We start from the raw sequence: 15,648 nt of genomic DNA on the forward strand, positions 1-15,648 counted from the left end.
TAATAACCGGGTCTAATGGTGCCGGAAAGTCAACAGTAGGGCCGGACTACCTACCGGCAGGCTTAACAAACAATTACATTTTTGATGGCGATAAGCTGTACGTATCTAAGGTAAAAGAACTATGGCCATACAAAATAAATTCGATGAAAGAGGCTAAAAAAATAGCGGCCAATTACCTTGTTGAAACTTTGGAAAAGCTGCTTAATGAAGCGTTAGCTGGAAAAAGTGATTTTGTTTACGAAGGCCATTTTCCCAGTTATGCAACGTGGGATTTTCCTAAAAGATTTAAAGCACACGGCTATACAATTCAAATGCTTTTCTTAGGCCTTGATAATGTTGATCTATCCGAAATGCGTGTAGGCAGCCGGGCTAAAAAGGGAGGTCACAATGTGCCGAGGTATGATATAGAAAATAATTTTTATGGTAATTTGGAAATGCTGAATGAGCATTATCATTTATTGGATCATTTAGAAATTGTTGATACTTCCGAATTTATACCGAAGCCTTTAGCTGCCTTTAAAGGCACGTTATCTACTTCAAATATTGCTAAAAAGGAGTTGCCTGAATGGTTCACTAAATATTTACCCCTGCTGGCAGATAGGTTAAGCTAAATATTTAAACAGACACTCTTAAAACAAATATATTTTCTTGTTACCTTAGTCCCTGTGGATAATTTCATTGTTTCGGCACGCAAATATCGCCCGGCTACCTTCGATACGGTTGTAGGCCAGCAACATATAACTAATACGCTAAAAAACGCTATTAAGAATAATCAGCTGGCACAGGCATTTTTATTCTGCGGACCAAGGGGCGTGGGAAAAACCACCTGCGCGCGTATCCTGGCAAAAACCATCAACTGTACCAATTTGCAACCCAACGGCGAAGCCTGCGGCGAGTGTGATAGCTGCCGTGCCTTTATGAACGGTAACTCGTTTAACGTGCACGAGCTTGACGCGGCATCAAACAATTCGGTTGATGATATCCGCAGCTTGATAGAGCAGGTACGCATACCGCCACAAGCTGCCCGTTACAAGGTTTATATTATTGATGAGGTGCACATGCTATCGCAGGCGGCTTTTAACGCTTTCCTGAAAACGCTTGAGGAACCACCTAACTACGCCATATTTATATTAGCCACTACCGAGAAGCATAAGATCCTGCCAACCATCCTTTCACGCTGCCAGATCTTTGATTTTAACCGCATCAGGGTTGAGGATATGGCCGGGCATTTGGCTAACATAGCCCAAAAAGAGGATATTAAATACGAGGATGACGGCCTGCACATCATCGCCCAAAAGGCTGATGGTGGCTTGCGCGACGCCCTTTCGATGTTCGACCAGATCGTGAGTTTTAGCGGTGGCAACGTTACCTACCGCTCGGTTATCGATAACCTGAACATACTTGATTACGACTACTATTTTAGCATAACCGATAAACTGCTGGCCGAAGACAGCGCCAAAACCCTGCTGCTGTTCGACGAGATCCTGGGTAAGGGTTTTGACGGGGCGCACTTTATCTCAGGATTGTCCGAACATTTACGCAACCTGCTGGTAGGGAAGGATGCATCTACCATAAAGCTGCTGGAAGTTAGCGAAACCATTAAGGCACGTTACCTGCAGCAATCGCAGGCGGCATCGGTATCGTTCCTGCTATCGGCCATGAATATCGCCAACCAATGCGATATCAGCTATAAGCTGAGCAAGAACCAGCGTTTACAGGTAGAGCTTGCCCTGTTAAAAATGAGCAACCTGCTCTCCATATTTAATTTATCGGCCCTGCCGGTAACTGAAAATGCTGCTGCCCCAAACGGGGAGGTAAAAAAAAAACCTGATACCTCAGTAAAACCTGAGCCCTTTAACAATACAGCCCCGGATGATATGACCGTGGCAAGGGACAACCCGGTTACCTACGAAAGGGCACCGCCGGTAACGGTACCTGCTACACCATCGATGACCATACCGGCCGCCGAAATAAAACCCGAGCCTGCTGCCGAGAAGCCAAAAGTGTTTATTCCGAATGTGCATTCGGCGGCTACATCGGTAAAAATACCATCGTTAAAAGACCTGGGCAAACAAGTTGAAGAAGCGGCTTTAGAAGAAGAGGACCCGTATTTAAAAGGCACGGATAAGGAATCGTTTACCATCGATGAGTTTTTACAACTATGGACCAACCACGGCGCCAAGCTTAAGGCCGAAGGCAAACCGGCAACTTTATACACCATATTTACATCGGTTACCCCAATAGTTTTAAGTCCCGAGCATTTTGAGGTGCCGGTATCCAATAAAGTGCAGGAGGTAGCCTTCCGGGATGAGCGGCCATACCTGCTCAACTTTTTACGTACTACGTTAAAAAACTTCAGCATTGAAGTTAACGCCCGTGTTGACGAACAAACCGTTGCCCGCAGGCCATACACCGCTATGGAGAAATTTCAGTACCTGGCGGCCAAAAACCCACAGCTGATTGACCTTAAAAATAAGTTTAACCTTGATTTTGATTAATCAGGCGATTATGATTATTAACCACAAAGAGCACAAAGATTTTAGATCTTGTGCTCTTTGTGTATTTAACTTCTCCAACCTTTAAACATTTTTAACTTATTTAAACTCTTCCGGTGTATCGTTTTTAGGATAACCTTCTTCGTCAAGGTCGTCGCGGTCGTCTTCGGGGGTGTGTGCCAAAGCCGCATCGCGGGGGTTTGTTTCTAAAATTTTACCGCTATCTATATGCATACCTAAAGCATCTGCATCGGTTTCTATAGAACGGTTAGCATCATATTCACCTTTGGTATCGTAAGGGTTGGCTTCATCATAGGTGGAGTTCATGTCCTCGCCATCCTTTACAGCGGTATCATACGGGTCGGGGTGGTCGTAATCGGGGTTGTCGCCCTTTACGTCGTACTCGTAACTGTTGGTGTTTTCGTCGTAATTTAAGTTTTCGCTATCGGCGGTTTCGTTGCCGTCACCGTTTAGTGGGGTGTTCCTGTCCTCGGGGTCAGTAACAAATTCCTGGTCTTGGTTATCGGGTTTCATAAGCTATAGTTTTGCTATAGATACACTAAAAACCCTGCCAAAAGCTAAAGATGGTTATATATTAATTGATGGATTTGCGGTAGGATACCACATCGCCCAGTGCAAATTTTAACCCTATGGAGTATTGTACCATATTATCCCTGCTGCTTCCGGCGGTAAAACCGTCCATATTATCAGTAAGGTCCATATTAAACTGGTAAGCGATATCTATTTTAAACGACGGCTGGTTATACTGGTTAAAAAATTTAAACTCGTAACCTATCCTCGCCGGGATGTAAAGCTCGTTGCTTTTATTTAAACCTCCTGTAATATAAGGCTCGCCTGTTGTAGCGCTTACGGCATTTGATGTGCGGTTAATATTTTTATCCTGGATGTTATTAAAAATGTAACCAAAGCCTGTAGATAAATAAAAATTCTTCATCACATTCATCAGGCCGCCATTTGAGTAATCAAATAATTCGCCGGCTTGCAGCTGCCCCCTGAATAGTATGGCTGTGTACCCGTTTTTAAAGTACCTGCCCGATTTTGACTGGCGGTCGCCGCCTTCTAAGTTGCCGTTTTGTAATTCTACAATATAATTAACAAAAGGCGTTTGGTTAAAAATAAAGCTAACATTTGCTGCTTTTGTTGCCGTTACCGACTCCGCATCGCCATATACCTGGTTAATACTCCCGCCAAAACCAACATCGTACTGGGCATAATCGTAACCGATCTGCGCCTTTGATATTAATGTTACTGCGGATAATATTAGCGTGAAGAATGTTGTTTTAGTAAGCAACTTTATCATAAATAAAAGCAATGGTAATGCTAAAAGCAGATGGATAAATTTTTATAAAAGTAGCATCTAAGTTTTAAAAAGCAACAAGATGATCAAATTAATTGTTTTTCATCAGTAAAAACGAAACTTTTACGATAGTATTTTAGTACATACAAAACAAACCTTACCAAAGGTGGGGGAGATGAAACGTAAATTTTATGACTTTATATTTTTACAAATAAAAATGTAAGTTTGAAGCCGTTTAAATAAAAATTAATCATAAAATCAGGTATGTCAAAAATTAAAGTAGAAAACCCGGTAGTTGAGCTGGATGGCGATGAAATGACCCGCATCATCTGGAAGTTTATAAAAGATAAACTGATCATCCCTTACCTTGACCTGGATATAAAATATTATGACTTAGGTATCGAGTATCGCGACGAAACTGATGACCAGGTTACCGTTGATGCTGCCAATGCTATTTTAAAATATGGTGTAGGTATTAAATGTGCTACCATCACCCCTGATGAGCAGCGTGTAGAAGAATTTGGATTAAAACAAATGTGGAGGTCGCCAAACGGCACCATCCGTAATATATTAGATGGTACGGTTTTCCGCGAGCCTATTGTGATGGCAAACGTACCCCGTTTGGTTCCAAACTGGACAGCCCCAATTTGCATTGGCCGCCACGCTTTTGGCGACCAGTACCGCGCTACCGATTTTGTTACCAAAGGCAAGGGTAAACTTACTATAAAATTCACCCCCGAGGATGGCGGTGCCGAGCAATCTTTTGAAGTGTATAACTTTAAAGGCGATGGCGTTGCCTTAGCCATGTACAACACCGACGAATCTATCCGCGGGTTTGCGCACGCTTGTTTCAACCAGGCGCTGATGAAGGGCTGGCCTTTATACCTGTCGACCAAAAACACCATCCTTAAAAAATACGATGGCCGTTTTAAGGATATTTTTGAAGAAATTTACCAGGCCGATTATAAGGCCAAATTTACCGAAGCAGGTATCACTTACGAGCACCGCCTGATTGACGACATGGTTGCATCGGCCCTTAAATGGAATGGTAACTTTGTTTGGGCTTGTAAAAACTACGATGGCGATGTACAAAGCGACACTGTAGCACAAGGCTTTGGCTCGTTAGGTTTAATGACCTCTACTTTGGTTACTCCGGACGGAACCGTTATGGAAGCCGAAGCAGCACACGGTACGGTTACACGACACTACCGCGAGCACCAGGCCGGCCGCCCGACATCTACCAACCCAATCGCATCCATCTTCGCGTGGACACGTGGTTTAGAGTTCCGTGGGATATTGGACGGTAACCAGGAGCTGATAGATTTTTGCAAGACTTTAGAGCAGGTTTGTATCGAAACTGTTGAAAGCGGCAAAATGACCAAAGATTTGGCCATTACCGTTAAAGCCAAAGTTGAACACGGTGCCGATTACCTGTACACCGAAGAGTTTTTAGAAGCTATTAACGAAAACTTGAAAGCAAAGTTGGGTAAGTAATTTTTGCCCGATGAGATATATGAAAGCCCGTTCTGAAAATAGCGGGCTTTTTTTGTGTATAAAATTTAGTGTCACTTTATCAAAATACCTAACTTAGCGGTTGAAATGGTTCAGTTAAACAACATAAAAGATACTTTGGCTCTTTTTAAAATAGAGTTAGCAGAACGATACCCTATCGCTTCTATGGGCTTGTTTGGCTCTATTGTACGTGATGATTTTACGGAGAATAGCGATATAGATATCATTGTAGATTTTAACGGGCCAATTGGTATTGAGTTTGTAACCCTGGCTAATGAGTTAGAAGCTAAGCTTAATCATAAAGTAGACCTTGTTTCAAGGGGCGGGGTCAAAGACAAATATTTAAAAGTAATAGATCCGGAGATCATATATGTCTAAGCGAACACCTGAACTTCTTTTAGGCGATATACTGGATAGTGCTGAAAAGATAATTAGTTATACAGATACCTTAACCTTCGACGATTTTTCCTTAGACAGCAAAACGATTGACGCCGTAGTTCGAAACATTGAAATTATTGGCGAGGCTTCAAATCGTTTGCCTGATGAATTTAAGGATGCTTCTCCCGGAATTGACTGGCATAAAATTCGTGGCTTAAGAAATCGTATAGCCCATGAATATTTCGGTATGAATTACGCTATAATTTGGTCTGTAAAAGAAGATTACTTACCGGGTTTAATTAAGCAGGTAAAGCTACTATTGAATAATATTTAAATAACTACACATACACACACTACCATGTCAGCATTATATCCATTAAAGTTTAAAACCATATTTAAAGATAAAATATGGGGCGGCCATAAAATTGAAACTTACCTGCACAAAAACATAGGCGATTTGCCAAACTGCGGCGAAACCTGGGAGATCTCGGGCGTTAAGTCGGATGTATCGGTTGTAGATAGCGGCGAATTGAAAGGACAATCGCTGGCCGACTTGCTGGAGAAATTCCAGGGCGAGTTGGTGGGCGAGAAGGTTTATAAGCATTTTGGTAATATCTTCCCTTTACTGGTAAAATTTATTGATGCCAACGACGACCTGAGCGTACAGGTACATCCGAATGACGAGCTGGCTAAAAAACGCCATAACTCCTTTGGTAAAACCGAAATGTGGTATGTGATAGAAGCCGACCCCGGCAGCAGCCTGATAGCGGGCTTTAACCGCGAAATGACCGAGAAGGAATATGTGGAAGCCTTAAACAGCGGCCATATCATGGATATCCTGAACAGGGAGGATGTAAAGGCCGGCGACGTTTTCTTTTTACCGGCAGGCCGCGTGCATACCATTGGTAAAGGTTTACTAATTGCCGAGATCCAGCAAACATCAGATATTACTTACCGCATTTACGATTTTGACCGTGTTGATGACAAAGGCCAAAAACGCGAACTGCATACCGAAGAAGCTTTAGCCGCTATCGACTACAAACATTACCCGGAATATAAAACCCTGTACACCCCGCAAAAAAATGAGGACGTGCATTTGGTAACCTGCCCGTACTTTACCACCAACGTGTTGGATTACACCCACGAGGTTAGTAAAGATTATTCGAACCTCGATTCGTTTGTGATATACGTTTGTATAGAAGGCGAGTTCACCATAAAATATAACGACCTGGCTTACCCTGTAAAAATGGGCGAGTGTATCCTGCTGCCAAAAACCATTGATAAAGTAGAATTAAAAACCACATCGGGCTTTAAAATATTGGAAAGCTATATAGAGTAATATTTAATTATGAAACGAATCTTACCCTTATTGCTATTCATTATCGCCTTGGCATGTTCTTGTAAGAAAGACAGTTCGGACAACACTATTAAATTAAATCTGACGATATAGTTGGACAGTACACCTTAATACAGTGGTCGGAAATAGGCGATGATAATGCCGTTATTGCAACTACTACCAGCGCTGACGCTCCGTGTATGAGCAACCTTAAATTTACGTTAAATGCAGACCATACCACAAAATCGGTTTACACCGGGGCCGAGGTTTGTTACCTTTATTATAATTCGCCATTTGATAATACCTCAATTGGGGCGGAAACAACAGCAAACAAATGGAATGTAGTGAATAGCGATTTGCAGCTCACAAATAACGTTAATGCAAAGATTGAACATTTTGCCGTTACCAAAAAAGACGGAAAAATCCTGTTATCTCATACAATTGATTTTCCGCATAAATATACATTTGTTTATAGTAAAGAATAGTTACCCATACTTTCCCCGTAAGTTGATAAAGGCATATAAAAAAGACCGGCTTGCTGAGGCTGGTCTTTTATTTTTAGTAGGGTATATCATATTTAACCTGGTGATCAATCACCAGGTTGGTGTAATCCAAAATAAATCAATTATATCTTCTCTTGTCGGTAGGGTTTTGAAGGCCCCTCGCTATCTCTGCCAGGTACACTTCGTCAATCGGTTTTAAAAGATAATCGGCAATAAGCGGGTTGCTTTTAGCACGCTTAATATCGTTCAAATCAACAGATGAGCTGATGTTATAAATTGCGATATTTTTTCCCAGTTGAGATTTTATTTCCTCAAAAGCTGCGTTAAATTCCCAGCCGTTCATCACCGGCATGTTAATATCTACAAATAAAACATCGGGTAAATGGTTGCTATTTTGGGGGTCTGTTAAGTAGTCCATGGCTTCTTTGCCATTGCTAAAATGCAGTATCTGGTCAAATAAGCCCTTTATTACTGTTAATTTCTTAAAACCGTAAGTAAAAATTTCATCATCATCAACAATTCCTGCGGTCACAATTTTGTTTTCGGTATTCATTTAATGGTATTGATTATACCAGCTTCACTGTAAATTTTGTGCCAACATTTACAGTGCTGTCTACCTGTATGCTTCCGCCCAGGGCTTCTACCTGGTTACGGGTGATGAAAAGGCCTATTCCTTTGGAGTCGGAATTTTGGTGGAAGGTTTTATACATGCCAAAAAGATCCTCGCCGTGGCGTTTAAGATCAATGCCGATGCCGTTATCTTCAAATACCAGGTAAATTTCGTTCCCTACTTTTTGGGTAAAGCAGTTGATTACAGGTTGGCGGTTAGGATGTTTATATTTTAAGGCGTTGGTTAGCAGGTTCTGAAAGATGCTATCCAGGTAAGCCGGGATATAATCTATCTGCGGGCAGTCGGTAAAATCGGTAGTGATTTTTGCATCTGCCGCAACAATATTGGTGCGCAGGGCCGATGCCACATTTTCAAATATGGTTTCAAAATCAACAACCTTACGCTCTTTGCTAATTTCTGATTGTATCTTAACGATCTCGTCCAAATGCCCCATGGTGGCGCTCAGGCTTTCGCTGATGGTTTTAATGTGCGAGAAGATCTCCGTACGGTCGTCCTTCAGCGGCGATTCTTCAAACAAATTCACCATAAACTTTAGATTACCCGCGTGCGAGCGCAGGTTATGCGATACGATGTAAGCGAAATTTTGCAGGCGCTTGTTCTGGTCGTCTAACAAATTGATAGACGATTGCAGGGTGATACCCTTCTTTTTTATGCTGTCGATATCCTGGAAAATGCCGCGCAGTGTGATACACCTGCCATAATTATCAAGCACGGGCACACCTTTAGACCGTACCCATATCACATTATTTTTGGCGGTTTTAAATAAAACCTCAACATCATAAGGCTTGCAGTACTTTATCCCGTTTTCGATGGCGTTTGTAAGCACCTGGCGGTATTGCGGCTCAAAAAAGCTGATGGCTTCTTCCACGCTCATTTTAACCTGCGCATCAAGCTCAAAAATATCAAACATCTCTTTCGAGAACTTTAGCGACATGGTGGCGGCGTCAATTTCCCAGCTGCCGATTTTTGCTATACGGCCAATTTCCGCGCTTTTAAATTCATTCTCGGCTATTTTTATCTCGCTAACTTTAAGGGCGTTGATATTGGTAAGCACGCCATAAATGACCGGGCCATCGGCGGCATCGTGCTTTTGAGTGGTGCTTTCAAACCACTGGTAGCCATTTTGTTTTGTAAGCAGCCTGATATGTGCAACCGGCGAACCGCCCTGCCTTGGGTGATAGGTGGCTTTTAAAAAAGCATCTTTATCGTGGTAATAAAGTAAATGTTCAAAAAAGTAATTGTAGGAGCATTCTATCTCGCCGGGCGCATAACCCAGCGCAGTATAAAACCCCGGCGACCATTTTACCTGTTTGGTGTCGGTATTGTATTCCCAAATGCCTAAATGTATATGATCAATTATACGCGCAATATGAGCTATGCTTTCGCCAGAAAACTTATGACCGTCAGAAAAACTCATTTCACACTTTAATCACTAATCTATTAATTACCCCCAAGGCCTAATAAAACACATGCCAAACCTGTAAATATATATTAATTACAACCCAGCGTTGTTATAAAAATAGACCGGCTTACCATTATTAAATTTATATGATGCTGAAAATTACACCATTATAAACAATGTAAGGGTCTTATACGGTTATTTGGCCGTAGGGTTATTAAATTTTGGCGGATAAAAATAGTATAATATTTCACGAAATAATATTATAACCGCAAAGAAATATTATTGCCTGTAATGTTGGGGTATGTTGTTGTAGTATTGCGCCTATTAACAATGCCGAAAAGGCCTTTTGGGCCGCATGTTATTAAAATTATTATATTTACGTCACCAATTTCAACGTATGAAAACCCACCTTTATAAATTTTTAACAGCGCTTTTTATATTATTAACCTTAAACGCCACGGCGCAAAAAGCACCCGCCGGCAAAGTTTGGCCAATTGCAAAAGCCAATACTTGGTATGCCCAATACAAGTGGATGAGCGGTGCCGATTTCATCCCCAGCACGGCTATTAACCAGTTAGAGATGTGGCAGGCTGCAACATTCGACCCAACAACTATCGACAGGGAACTGGGCTATGCCGAAGGGATCGGTTTTAATACTATGCGCGTATTTTTATACAGCCTTGCCTGGCAGCAGGATAAGGCCGGGTTTAAAAAGCGTATCAACCAGTATCTTACCATAGCAGATAAACACCATATTAAAACCATGTTTGTGTTTTTTGACGATTGCTGGAACGCCGGTGCAAAAATTGGTTTGCAACCTGTGCCAAAAGTAGGCATCCATAACTCGGGCTGGCTGCAGGACCCGGGTAACCGCCTTAACAACACCGGTGAAACTGCCATGCTGCAGGCATACGTTACCGATATACTTACCACGTTTAAGCACGATAAACGCATCCTGTTGTGGGACCTTTATAACGAACCGGGCAACTCGGGTAAAAAGGCGGCATCGTTGGATCTGTTGAAAAAGGTATTTACCTGGGCCCGTGCTGTTAATCCCGATCAGCCACTATCAGTAGGCCTTTGGGATTGGAGCTTTGAAAAGCTGAACAGTTACCAGGCGCTAAACTCAGATATTATTACTTACCACGATTATACAGATGAGGCTTCGCATTTAAAAACCATACAGATGCTGAAAACGCATGGCAGGCCGCTTATTTGCACCGAGTACATGGCCCGTACCCGTGGCAGCAAATTTGCCAACGTAATGCCGATGCTGAAGAAGGAAAACGTAGGCGCCCTTAACTGGGGCTTTGTGATGGGTAAAACCAATACCATTTACGCCTGGGACAACCCTATGCCCGATGGCAGCGAACCAAAGGAATGGTTCCACGATATTTTCCGCAAGGATGGTACGCCCTATAGGGCCGAGGAAGTGGAGCTGATCAAAAAGATGAACGGGAAATAACAAGTGCAGGCTTGGGCTTTTATCCGCCCTTACATCCTGTTAATCCTTTAATCAGGAAGATCATGGTCTAAACAATAGCGATGGGTTTATACCCATCGACACCTAAGAACTGAGGTTATTTAATATTTTTTTCTTCCTGAAATTCAGTTAATTAAACCAAAAACTAAAAATAACTTACAAAGTCTATAGGAATTATAGAATTAATATCTACTTTTGTGATGTAATCGTTCTTTAAATATTATACTTATCCAGAAAGACAGAGGGAAAGGCCCTATGATGTCTTAGCAACCTGTACGGCTTTTAAGCTTGTGTAAGGTGCTAATTCCTGCTTCGCTGCACACTATGCGGAGACAGATAAGCTGATTTAAAAGACCACCATGTTTTGTTATAAAACATGCTCTTGCATCTGCCGGCATCCCTCAAATATTTCCTGTATAAGTTTTTTGAAACTATTTAATTATAGCTTTATTGCTATGTAATTAATATCAACTTAAAACTTTAAAAACATGAGTTTACGAATTGGCGACGATGCCCCGAATTTTAAAGCCCAGACATCAGCGGGCGAAATTGATTTTTACGAATACCTGGGCGATAGCTGGGGCGTGCTTTTCTCGCACCCGGCCGATTATACACCCGTTTGCACCACCGAACTTGGCAAAACCGCCGCGCTTAAAGATGAATTTGCAAAACGTAATGTAAAGGTGATAGCCTTAAGTACCGATAACGTAGAATCGCACAAGGGCTGGATAAAAGATATCAACGAAACGCAGGATGTGGAAGTTACCTTCCCGATAATAGGCGACGAAAGCCGCGAGATCTCGCAGGCTTACGATATGATCCATCCTAATGCATCGCTAACAGCTACCGTGCGCTCGCTGTTTGTGATAGGCCCCGATAAAAAAATAAAACTGATCATCAGCTACCCGGCATCAACCGGCAGGAATTTCCAGGAGATATTAAGGGTGATAGACAGCCTGCAGCTAACCGCTTATCATAGCGTTGCTACCCCGGCCGATTGGAAAGACGGCGAAGACGTGGTGGTATTGCCATCCATAAAAACAGAGGATATCCCCGCCAGGTTCCCTAAAGGATTTACCGAGGTTAAACCATATTTAAGGTTAACCCCGCAGCCCAACAAATAAGGGCTAAAAATAAAGTCGCGTGGCCGAGAGGATAGGTGAGGGTCTGCAAAACCTTTGACGGTAGTTCGAATCTACCCGCGACGTCTAAACTATACTGACTGACTAATAATGACGGGGCGGTGGGCTGAGGAGCCCATCGCCTTTTTTTGTTAAGGCCTCTCCTCCAAGGGAGGCCTTTGGACCCGGCCCTCTCCAAAGGAGAGGGGGCTAAGAAAAATCTTCACCTTTTTTTGCGCAGCAGAGAGGGGCGCGCACTTAATGCCGCGGGGGTGGGTAAAATATCGGGCGGAAAGATTTTCATACAACAATTCCATCAGTCGCTGTATATTTACATTATGAGCAATACAACCCACCCCTGGCCAAAACTGGATTACCATTACCTGAAAGATACCCTTGCCACCGTACACATGTGGACACAGATGATAGGCAAGGTGCGCCTCAAAAAAATGCCATGGATAAACCATTCGTGGCAGGTTACCCTGTATGTAAGTTCAACGGGGCTAACTACCGGCAGCATTCCCTATAATGGTGGCGTGTTCCAGGTCGACCTTGATTTTATAGGCCATCAATTACACATTAGCACCAGCACCGGGGAAAAGATCTCGTCGGCATTAGGTGCCGAAACCGTGGCTGCTTTTTATCACGAACTGACAGGTAACCTGAAAGCCGCAGGCATTGATGTAGAAATTTACGCCGTGCCTAACGAGGTTGACCCCGCTATACCTTTTGCCGATAACCAAACCCCGTGTACCTATAATGGCGATGTAATGCATAACCTGTGGCAGGCGCTCATCCGAATCCATAATGTTTTTACCGATTTCAGGGCCGGCTTTTTGGGCAAATGCAGCCCGGTCCATTTCTTTTGGGGTGCGTTTGATCTGGCGGTAACCCGCTTCAGCGGAAGGCCCGCGCCAAAGCATCCCGGCGGTGCGCCCAATATGCCCGATGATGTGATGCAGGAAGCCTACTCGCATGAGGTTAGCTCATGCGGCTTTTGGCCCGGCAGCGAAGCCTTCCCGCAGCCCGCATTCTATTCGTATTGCTATCCAACCCCGCCCGATTTTGGCAAGCAGCAGGTAAGCCCGCCCGAAGCCTTTTACAGCCAGGAAATGGGCGAATACTTTTTGATGTACGAGATGGTGCAACAGGCTGCCGATCCCGAAGAGGTGTTAATGCAGTTTTTGCAAACAACCTATAACGCGGCTGCGATAACGGGTAACTGGGATAAGGGTTTGGAAGGGGATTTGCAGGGATTTAAGGCATGAAATAATATTTAAAAACGAAATAAACCATGGCGGCAGGGGGATGTCAAACAACGCATAAACCGAACCGTATATGAAAATTTTACCCTTTCCTTTTAAAAGACTGTTACTTACAGTTTCGCTGATATTTGTTGCCTGTACAGGGTATAGCCAAAGCATTATTTACACCAAAGATCAGCAAGGAAACCTGATAGCAGAAGACGACCGCGGATTTAAAAAGACATATAAAAGGGATATCGCCGGTAATATGGTTGTAGAGGACGAGCGCGGAAACCACATAGCCACGCTTACCAAAGACATTTATGGTAACGACGTAGAGGAATATGGTAATGGACGAAAAACGGTGTATGGGAAAGATGTTTTTGGCGATACAAATATAAAGGACGAACACGGCAAAACTATCGCCACCATTAAAAAGGATGTGTTTGGAAATTATACCGTAACCTATGCCGGTGGCGCAAGGAGAACTTATAAAACAAATATTTTTGGTGATGAGTTTGTTGAAGATGGGTCGGTAAGGGCCACTGCTGCATATAACAAGGATATTTTTGGACACGATGTTGAAGGGTATGGTAATGGAAAAAACCGGATATATACCACCGATGTTTTTGGCAATAAAGTTATAAAGGATGAAAGAGGGACAACTATAGCCACCTATAAGAAGGATATTTTTGGAAACGATGTTGAAGTTTATCGTGATGGGAAAATGAGGATTTATACCACTGATGTTTTCGGCAATAAAGTTATAAAGGACGAAAGAGGGGCAACTATTGCCACTTATAGAAAAGATATTTTTGGAAACGATGTAGAAGAGTATGGCGATGGGAAAAAGAAAGTCTACAAAAATGATGTCCTCGGCAATACCGTTATAGAGGACGAATCAGGAAAGACCATCGGCACTTACAAAAAAAATATTTTCGGGGATGTCATTTTTGAAGCCAAGTAATTTTTTGAAGCCAGTTATAGCTAAAAAGGTCGTGATCTTCCCTGTTCCTTCGGAGAGGGCGGGATAAGGCTTTTCCTTACACACCAGGTGGTCATGCACCTTAAGCCTTGCACGTTGGTTGTTTTTATCGGCTCGAAAAGCTCGCCGCCTAAAAGGCTGGTGTATTCCATGAGTACCTGTTCGTTCACCAAAAAGCGCTCCGAGCCATCGGGCAGCGCATAGCGGCTATCGCCCAGGGGTATCACCTTGTCTTCTATCCCGATATCAGATGCCAGCCGCGCAAAAAAGTAGCCGCCGGGCTTTAGTACACGCCATATGGAGTGCAGCATGGCGTCGAAATGGTTGCTGTCGGCTGCAAAGTGCAATACGGCGCTGCAAATAGCGAGGTCAAAGATTTCATCCGCAAACGGTAACTCTTCTGCCTTACATACCGTGAAATTGGTTAAGGGATTAGCGGGGGCCAGTTCCTTTGCAAACGCCCTTACCTGCGCCACCGCTTCGGGGTTTGGGTCGATGCCATAAACGTCATAACCATTTTGCAGAAAGTAAACCAGGTTTCGCCCGCCGCCGCAGCCAACGTCCAGTACTTTCCTGCACCCGTCAAACCGCCCCTTCAAAAGCTGGTCGAACAGGTAGATATCGATATTGCCGTAAAGCTGTTGCAGGTTGTTTGCCATGTTTATCCCTTTGGTATTACTGCCGTTGCCTCTATCTCTATCAAAACATCATCCCTAAAAAGCCTGCTCACCTCTACAAGCGTGCTGGCAGGCGGTGTTTGGGTGTTGATGTATTTGTCCCGTACATCGCGTACCTGCTGTATTTTCGAAACATCCCGCAGGTAAAAAGTTAATTTTACCACATCGTTCATACTGCCGCCGGCATCGGTAACAATACGTTTAATGTTAGTGAAAACCTGTTCTGTTTGTTTGCCCATATCGTCCTTGCCAACCAGGGTGCCATTTTCATCAAAAGCTACCTGGCCCGATAGGATAAGCATTTTACTTTTGCCCAGATCTATCTCTGCCGAGTGTGAATAGCCCTTTGGCGCCGATACACCCGGTGGATTTTTAAAGGTTACCGTACGTTGCGGTAAGATCTGCGCCTGTGCTATACAGGCGATAAATATGCTGATCAAAATAAGGGGAACACGTTTATTCATGTTTGTAGGTTTTGCGTTATGCAATGTAACAATATTGCAATGGCTTTAAAAATTGGGGCTGATGTGCCGATGCCTTTATACATTATCACATAATATTTA

The 15,648-nt window shown here is 43.2% G+C and carries 16 protein-coding genes, 1 tRNA gene and 1 riboswitch; of the genes, 11 read left to right on the forward strand and 6 right to left on the reverse strand.

Annotated features, from left to right (window positions below):
• Nucleotides 1-2: 2 nt before the first annotated feature.
• A complete protein-coding gene (locus EWM62_RS09470; RefSeq protein ID WP_129876407.1) occupies nt 3-611 on the forward strand; it encodes a zeta toxin family protein in 609 nt (202 codons plus the stop codon).
• 54 nt (nt 612-665) lie between these two features.
• A complete protein-coding gene (locus EWM62_RS09475; RefSeq protein ID WP_129876408.1) occupies nt 666-2,498 on the forward strand; it encodes a DNA polymerase III subunit gamma/tau in 1,833 nt (610 codons plus the stop codon).
• Nucleotides 2,499-2,594: 96 nt separating this feature from the next.
• On the opposite strand, the gene EWM62_RS09480 is transcribed toward EWM62_RS09475, so the two are convergent.
• Both EWM62_RS09480 and EWM62_RS09485 read right to left on the reverse strand, forming a co-directional pair.
• Nucleotides 2,595-3,029, reverse strand: coding sequence for a hypothetical protein (locus EWM62_RS09480; RefSeq protein WP_129876409.1), 435 nt, complete (start codon nt 3,027-3,029; stop codon nt 2,595-2,597).
• 61 nt (nt 3,030-3,090) lie between these two features.
• Nucleotides 3,091-3,816 (reverse strand): hypothetical protein, encoded by a 726-nt coding sequence (locus EWM62_RS09485; protein WP_129876410.1) that lies wholly within the window; start codon nt 3,814-3,816, stop codon nt 3,091-3,093.
• Between the two features lie 261 nt (nt 3,817-4,077).
• Between EWM62_RS09485 and EWM62_RS09490 the strand changes: the two genes are divergently transcribed.
• From EWM62_RS09490 to EWM62_RS09505, 4 genes are all read left to right on the forward strand, one after another.
• Nucleotides 4,078-5,307 carry an NADP-dependent isocitrate dehydrogenase gene (locus EWM62_RS09490; protein ID WP_129876411.1) on the forward strand — a complete coding sequence of 410 codons (1,230 nt, stop codon included), beginning with the start codon at nt 4,078-4,080 and terminating at the stop codon, nt 5,305-5,307.
• 105 nt (nt 5,308-5,412) lie between these two features.
• Nucleotides 5,413-5,703: a nucleotidyltransferase family protein gene (locus EWM62_RS09495; RefSeq protein ID WP_129876412.1), complete on the forward strand. Its 291-nt coding sequence runs from the start codon at nt 5,413-5,415 to the stop codon at nt 5,701-5,703.
• Complete coding sequence (locus tag EWM62_RS09500; RefSeq protein WP_129876413.1) at nt 5,696-6,037, forward strand: HepT-like ribonuclease domain-containing protein; 342 nt, start codon at nt 5,696-5,698, stop codon at nt 6,035-6,037. The genes EWM62_RS09495 and EWM62_RS09500 overlap by 8 nt, the downstream gene beginning before the upstream one ends.
• A 24-nt stretch (nt 6,038-6,061) precedes the next feature.
• The gene (locus EWM62_RS09505; protein ID WP_129876414.1) at nt 6,062-7,042 is read left to right on the forward strand and encodes a type I phosphomannose isomerase catalytic subunit; all 981 of its coding nucleotides are present in this window, start codon (nt 6,062-6,064) and stop codon (nt 7,040-7,042) included.
• A 618-nt stretch (nt 7,043-7,660) separates the two neighbouring features.
• On the opposite strand, the gene EWM62_RS09515 is transcribed toward EWM62_RS09505, so the two are convergent.
• The gene (locus tag EWM62_RS09515; protein WP_129876416.1) at nt 7,661-8,095 is read right to left on the reverse strand and encodes a response regulator; all 435 of its coding nucleotides are present in this window, start codon (nt 8,093-8,095) and stop codon (nt 7,661-7,663) included.
• A gap of 13 nt (nt 8,096-8,108) precedes the next feature.
• On the reverse strand, nt 8,109-9,590 hold the full coding sequence (locus EWM62_RS09520) for a PAS domain-containing sensor histidine kinase (RefSeq protein ID WP_129876417.1): 1,482 nt from the start codon (nt 9,588-9,590) through the stop codon (nt 8,109-8,111).
• 382 nt (nt 9,591-9,972) lie between these two features.
• Here EWM62_RS09520 and EWM62_RS09525 point away from each other — a divergent pair, with 382 nt between their 5' ends.
• From EWM62_RS09525 to EWM62_RS09540, 5 genes are all read left to right on the forward strand, one after another.
• Complete coding sequence (locus EWM62_RS09525; protein WP_129876418.1) at nt 9,973-11,040, forward strand: cellulase family glycosylhydrolase; 1,068 nt, start codon at nt 9,973-9,975, stop codon at nt 11,038-11,040.
• A gap of 241 nt (nt 11,041-11,281) precedes the next feature.
• Nucleotides 11,282-11,401, forward strand: a riboswitch (SAM riboswitch).
• A gap of 145 nt (nt 11,402-11,546) precedes the next feature.
• Nucleotides 11,547-12,182: a peroxiredoxin gene (locus EWM62_RS09530; protein ID WP_129876419.1), complete on the forward strand. Its 636-nt coding sequence runs from the start codon at nt 11,547-11,549 to the stop codon at nt 12,180-12,182.
• 13 nt (nt 12,183-12,195) lie between these two features.
• A tRNA-Cys gene (locus EWM62_RS19315) sits at nt 12,196-12,266 on the forward strand.
• Nucleotides 12,267-12,517: 251 nt separating this feature from the next.
• Nucleotides 12,518-13,447, forward strand: coding sequence for a DUF5996 family protein (locus EWM62_RS09535; RefSeq protein ID WP_129876420.1), 930 nt, complete (start codon nt 12,518-12,520; stop codon nt 13,445-13,447).
• A gap of 70 nt (nt 13,448-13,517) precedes the next feature.
• Nucleotides 13,518-14,390, forward strand: coding sequence for a hypothetical protein (locus EWM62_RS09540; protein WP_129876421.1), 873 nt, complete (start codon nt 13,518-13,520; stop codon nt 14,388-14,390).
• 20 nt (nt 14,391-14,410) lie between these two features.
• Here the strand turns inward: EWM62_RS09540 and EWM62_RS09545 are convergent, their stop codons facing one another.
• Nucleotides 14,411-15,067 carry a class I SAM-dependent methyltransferase gene (locus EWM62_RS09545; RefSeq protein ID WP_129876422.1) on the reverse strand — a complete coding sequence of 219 codons (657 nt, stop codon included), beginning with the start codon at nt 15,065-15,067 and terminating at the stop codon, nt 14,411-14,413.
• 2 nt (nt 15,068-15,069) lie between these two features.
• Complete coding sequence (locus EWM62_RS09550; RefSeq protein WP_129876423.1) at nt 15,070-15,549, reverse strand: RidA family protein; 480 nt, start codon at nt 15,547-15,549, stop codon at nt 15,070-15,072.
• Between the last annotated feature and the right edge of the window lie 99 nt (nt 15,550-15,648).

This window comes from Mucilaginibacter terrigena, assembly GCF_004168255.1.
In the GTDB taxonomy this organism is placed as follows: domain Bacteria; phylum Bacteroidota; class Bacteroidia; order Sphingobacteriales; family Sphingobacteriaceae; genus Mucilaginibacter; species Mucilaginibacter terrigena.

Excerpts from the sequence above, each read along its gene's own strand:
- EWM62_RS09480 (WP_129876409.1), bottom strand. The coding sequence starts at position 3,029 with ATGAAACCCGATAACCAAGACCAGGAATTTGTTACTGACCCCGAGGAC.
- EWM62_RS09485 (WP_129876410.1), bottom strand. The coding sequence starts at position 3,816 with ATGATAAAGTTGCTTACTAAAACAACATTCTTCACGCTAATATTATCC.
- EWM62_RS09490 (WP_129876411.1), top strand. The coding sequence starts at position 4,078 with ATGTCAAAAATTAAAGTAGAAAACCCGGTAGTTGAGCTGGATGGCGAT.
- EWM62_RS09495 (WP_129876412.1), top strand. The coding sequence starts at position 5,413 with ATGGTTCAGTTAAACAACATAAAAGATACTTTGGCTCTTTTTAAAATA.
- EWM62_RS09500 (WP_129876413.1), top strand. The coding sequence starts at position 5,696 with ATGTCTAAGCGAACACCTGAACTTCTTTTAGGCGATATACTGGATAGT.
- EWM62_RS09505 (WP_129876414.1), top strand. The coding sequence starts at position 6,062 with ATGTCAGCATTATATCCATTAAAGTTTAAAACCATATTTAAAGATAAA.
- EWM62_RS09515 (WP_129876416.1), bottom strand. The coding sequence starts at position 8,095 with ATGAATACCGAAAACAAAATTGTGACCGCAGGAATTGTTGATGATGAT.
- EWM62_RS09520 (WP_129876417.1), bottom strand. The coding sequence starts at position 9,590 with ATGAGTTTTTCTGACGGTCATAAGTTTTCTGGCGAAAGCATAGCTCAT.
- EWM62_RS09525 (WP_129876418.1), top strand. The coding sequence starts at position 9,973 with ATGAAAACCCACCTTTATAAATTTTTAACAGCGCTTTTTATATTATTA.
- EWM62_RS09530 (WP_129876419.1), top strand. The coding sequence starts at position 11,547 with ATGAGTTTACGAATTGGCGACGATGCCCCGAATTTTAAAGCCCAGACA.
- EWM62_RS09535 (WP_129876420.1), top strand. The coding sequence starts at position 12,518 with ATGAGCAATACAACCCACCCCTGGCCAAAACTGGATTACCATTACCTG.
- EWM62_RS09540 (WP_129876421.1), top strand. The coding sequence starts at position 13,518 with ATGAAAATTTTACCCTTTCCTTTTAAAAGACTGTTACTTACAGTTTCG.
- EWM62_RS09545 (WP_129876422.1), bottom strand. The coding sequence starts at position 15,067 with ATGGCAAACAACCTGCAACAGCTTTACGGCAATATCGATATCTACCTG.
- EWM62_RS09550 (WP_129876423.1), bottom strand. The coding sequence starts at position 15,549 with ATGAATAAACGTGTTCCCCTTATTTTGATCAGCATATTTATCGCCTGT.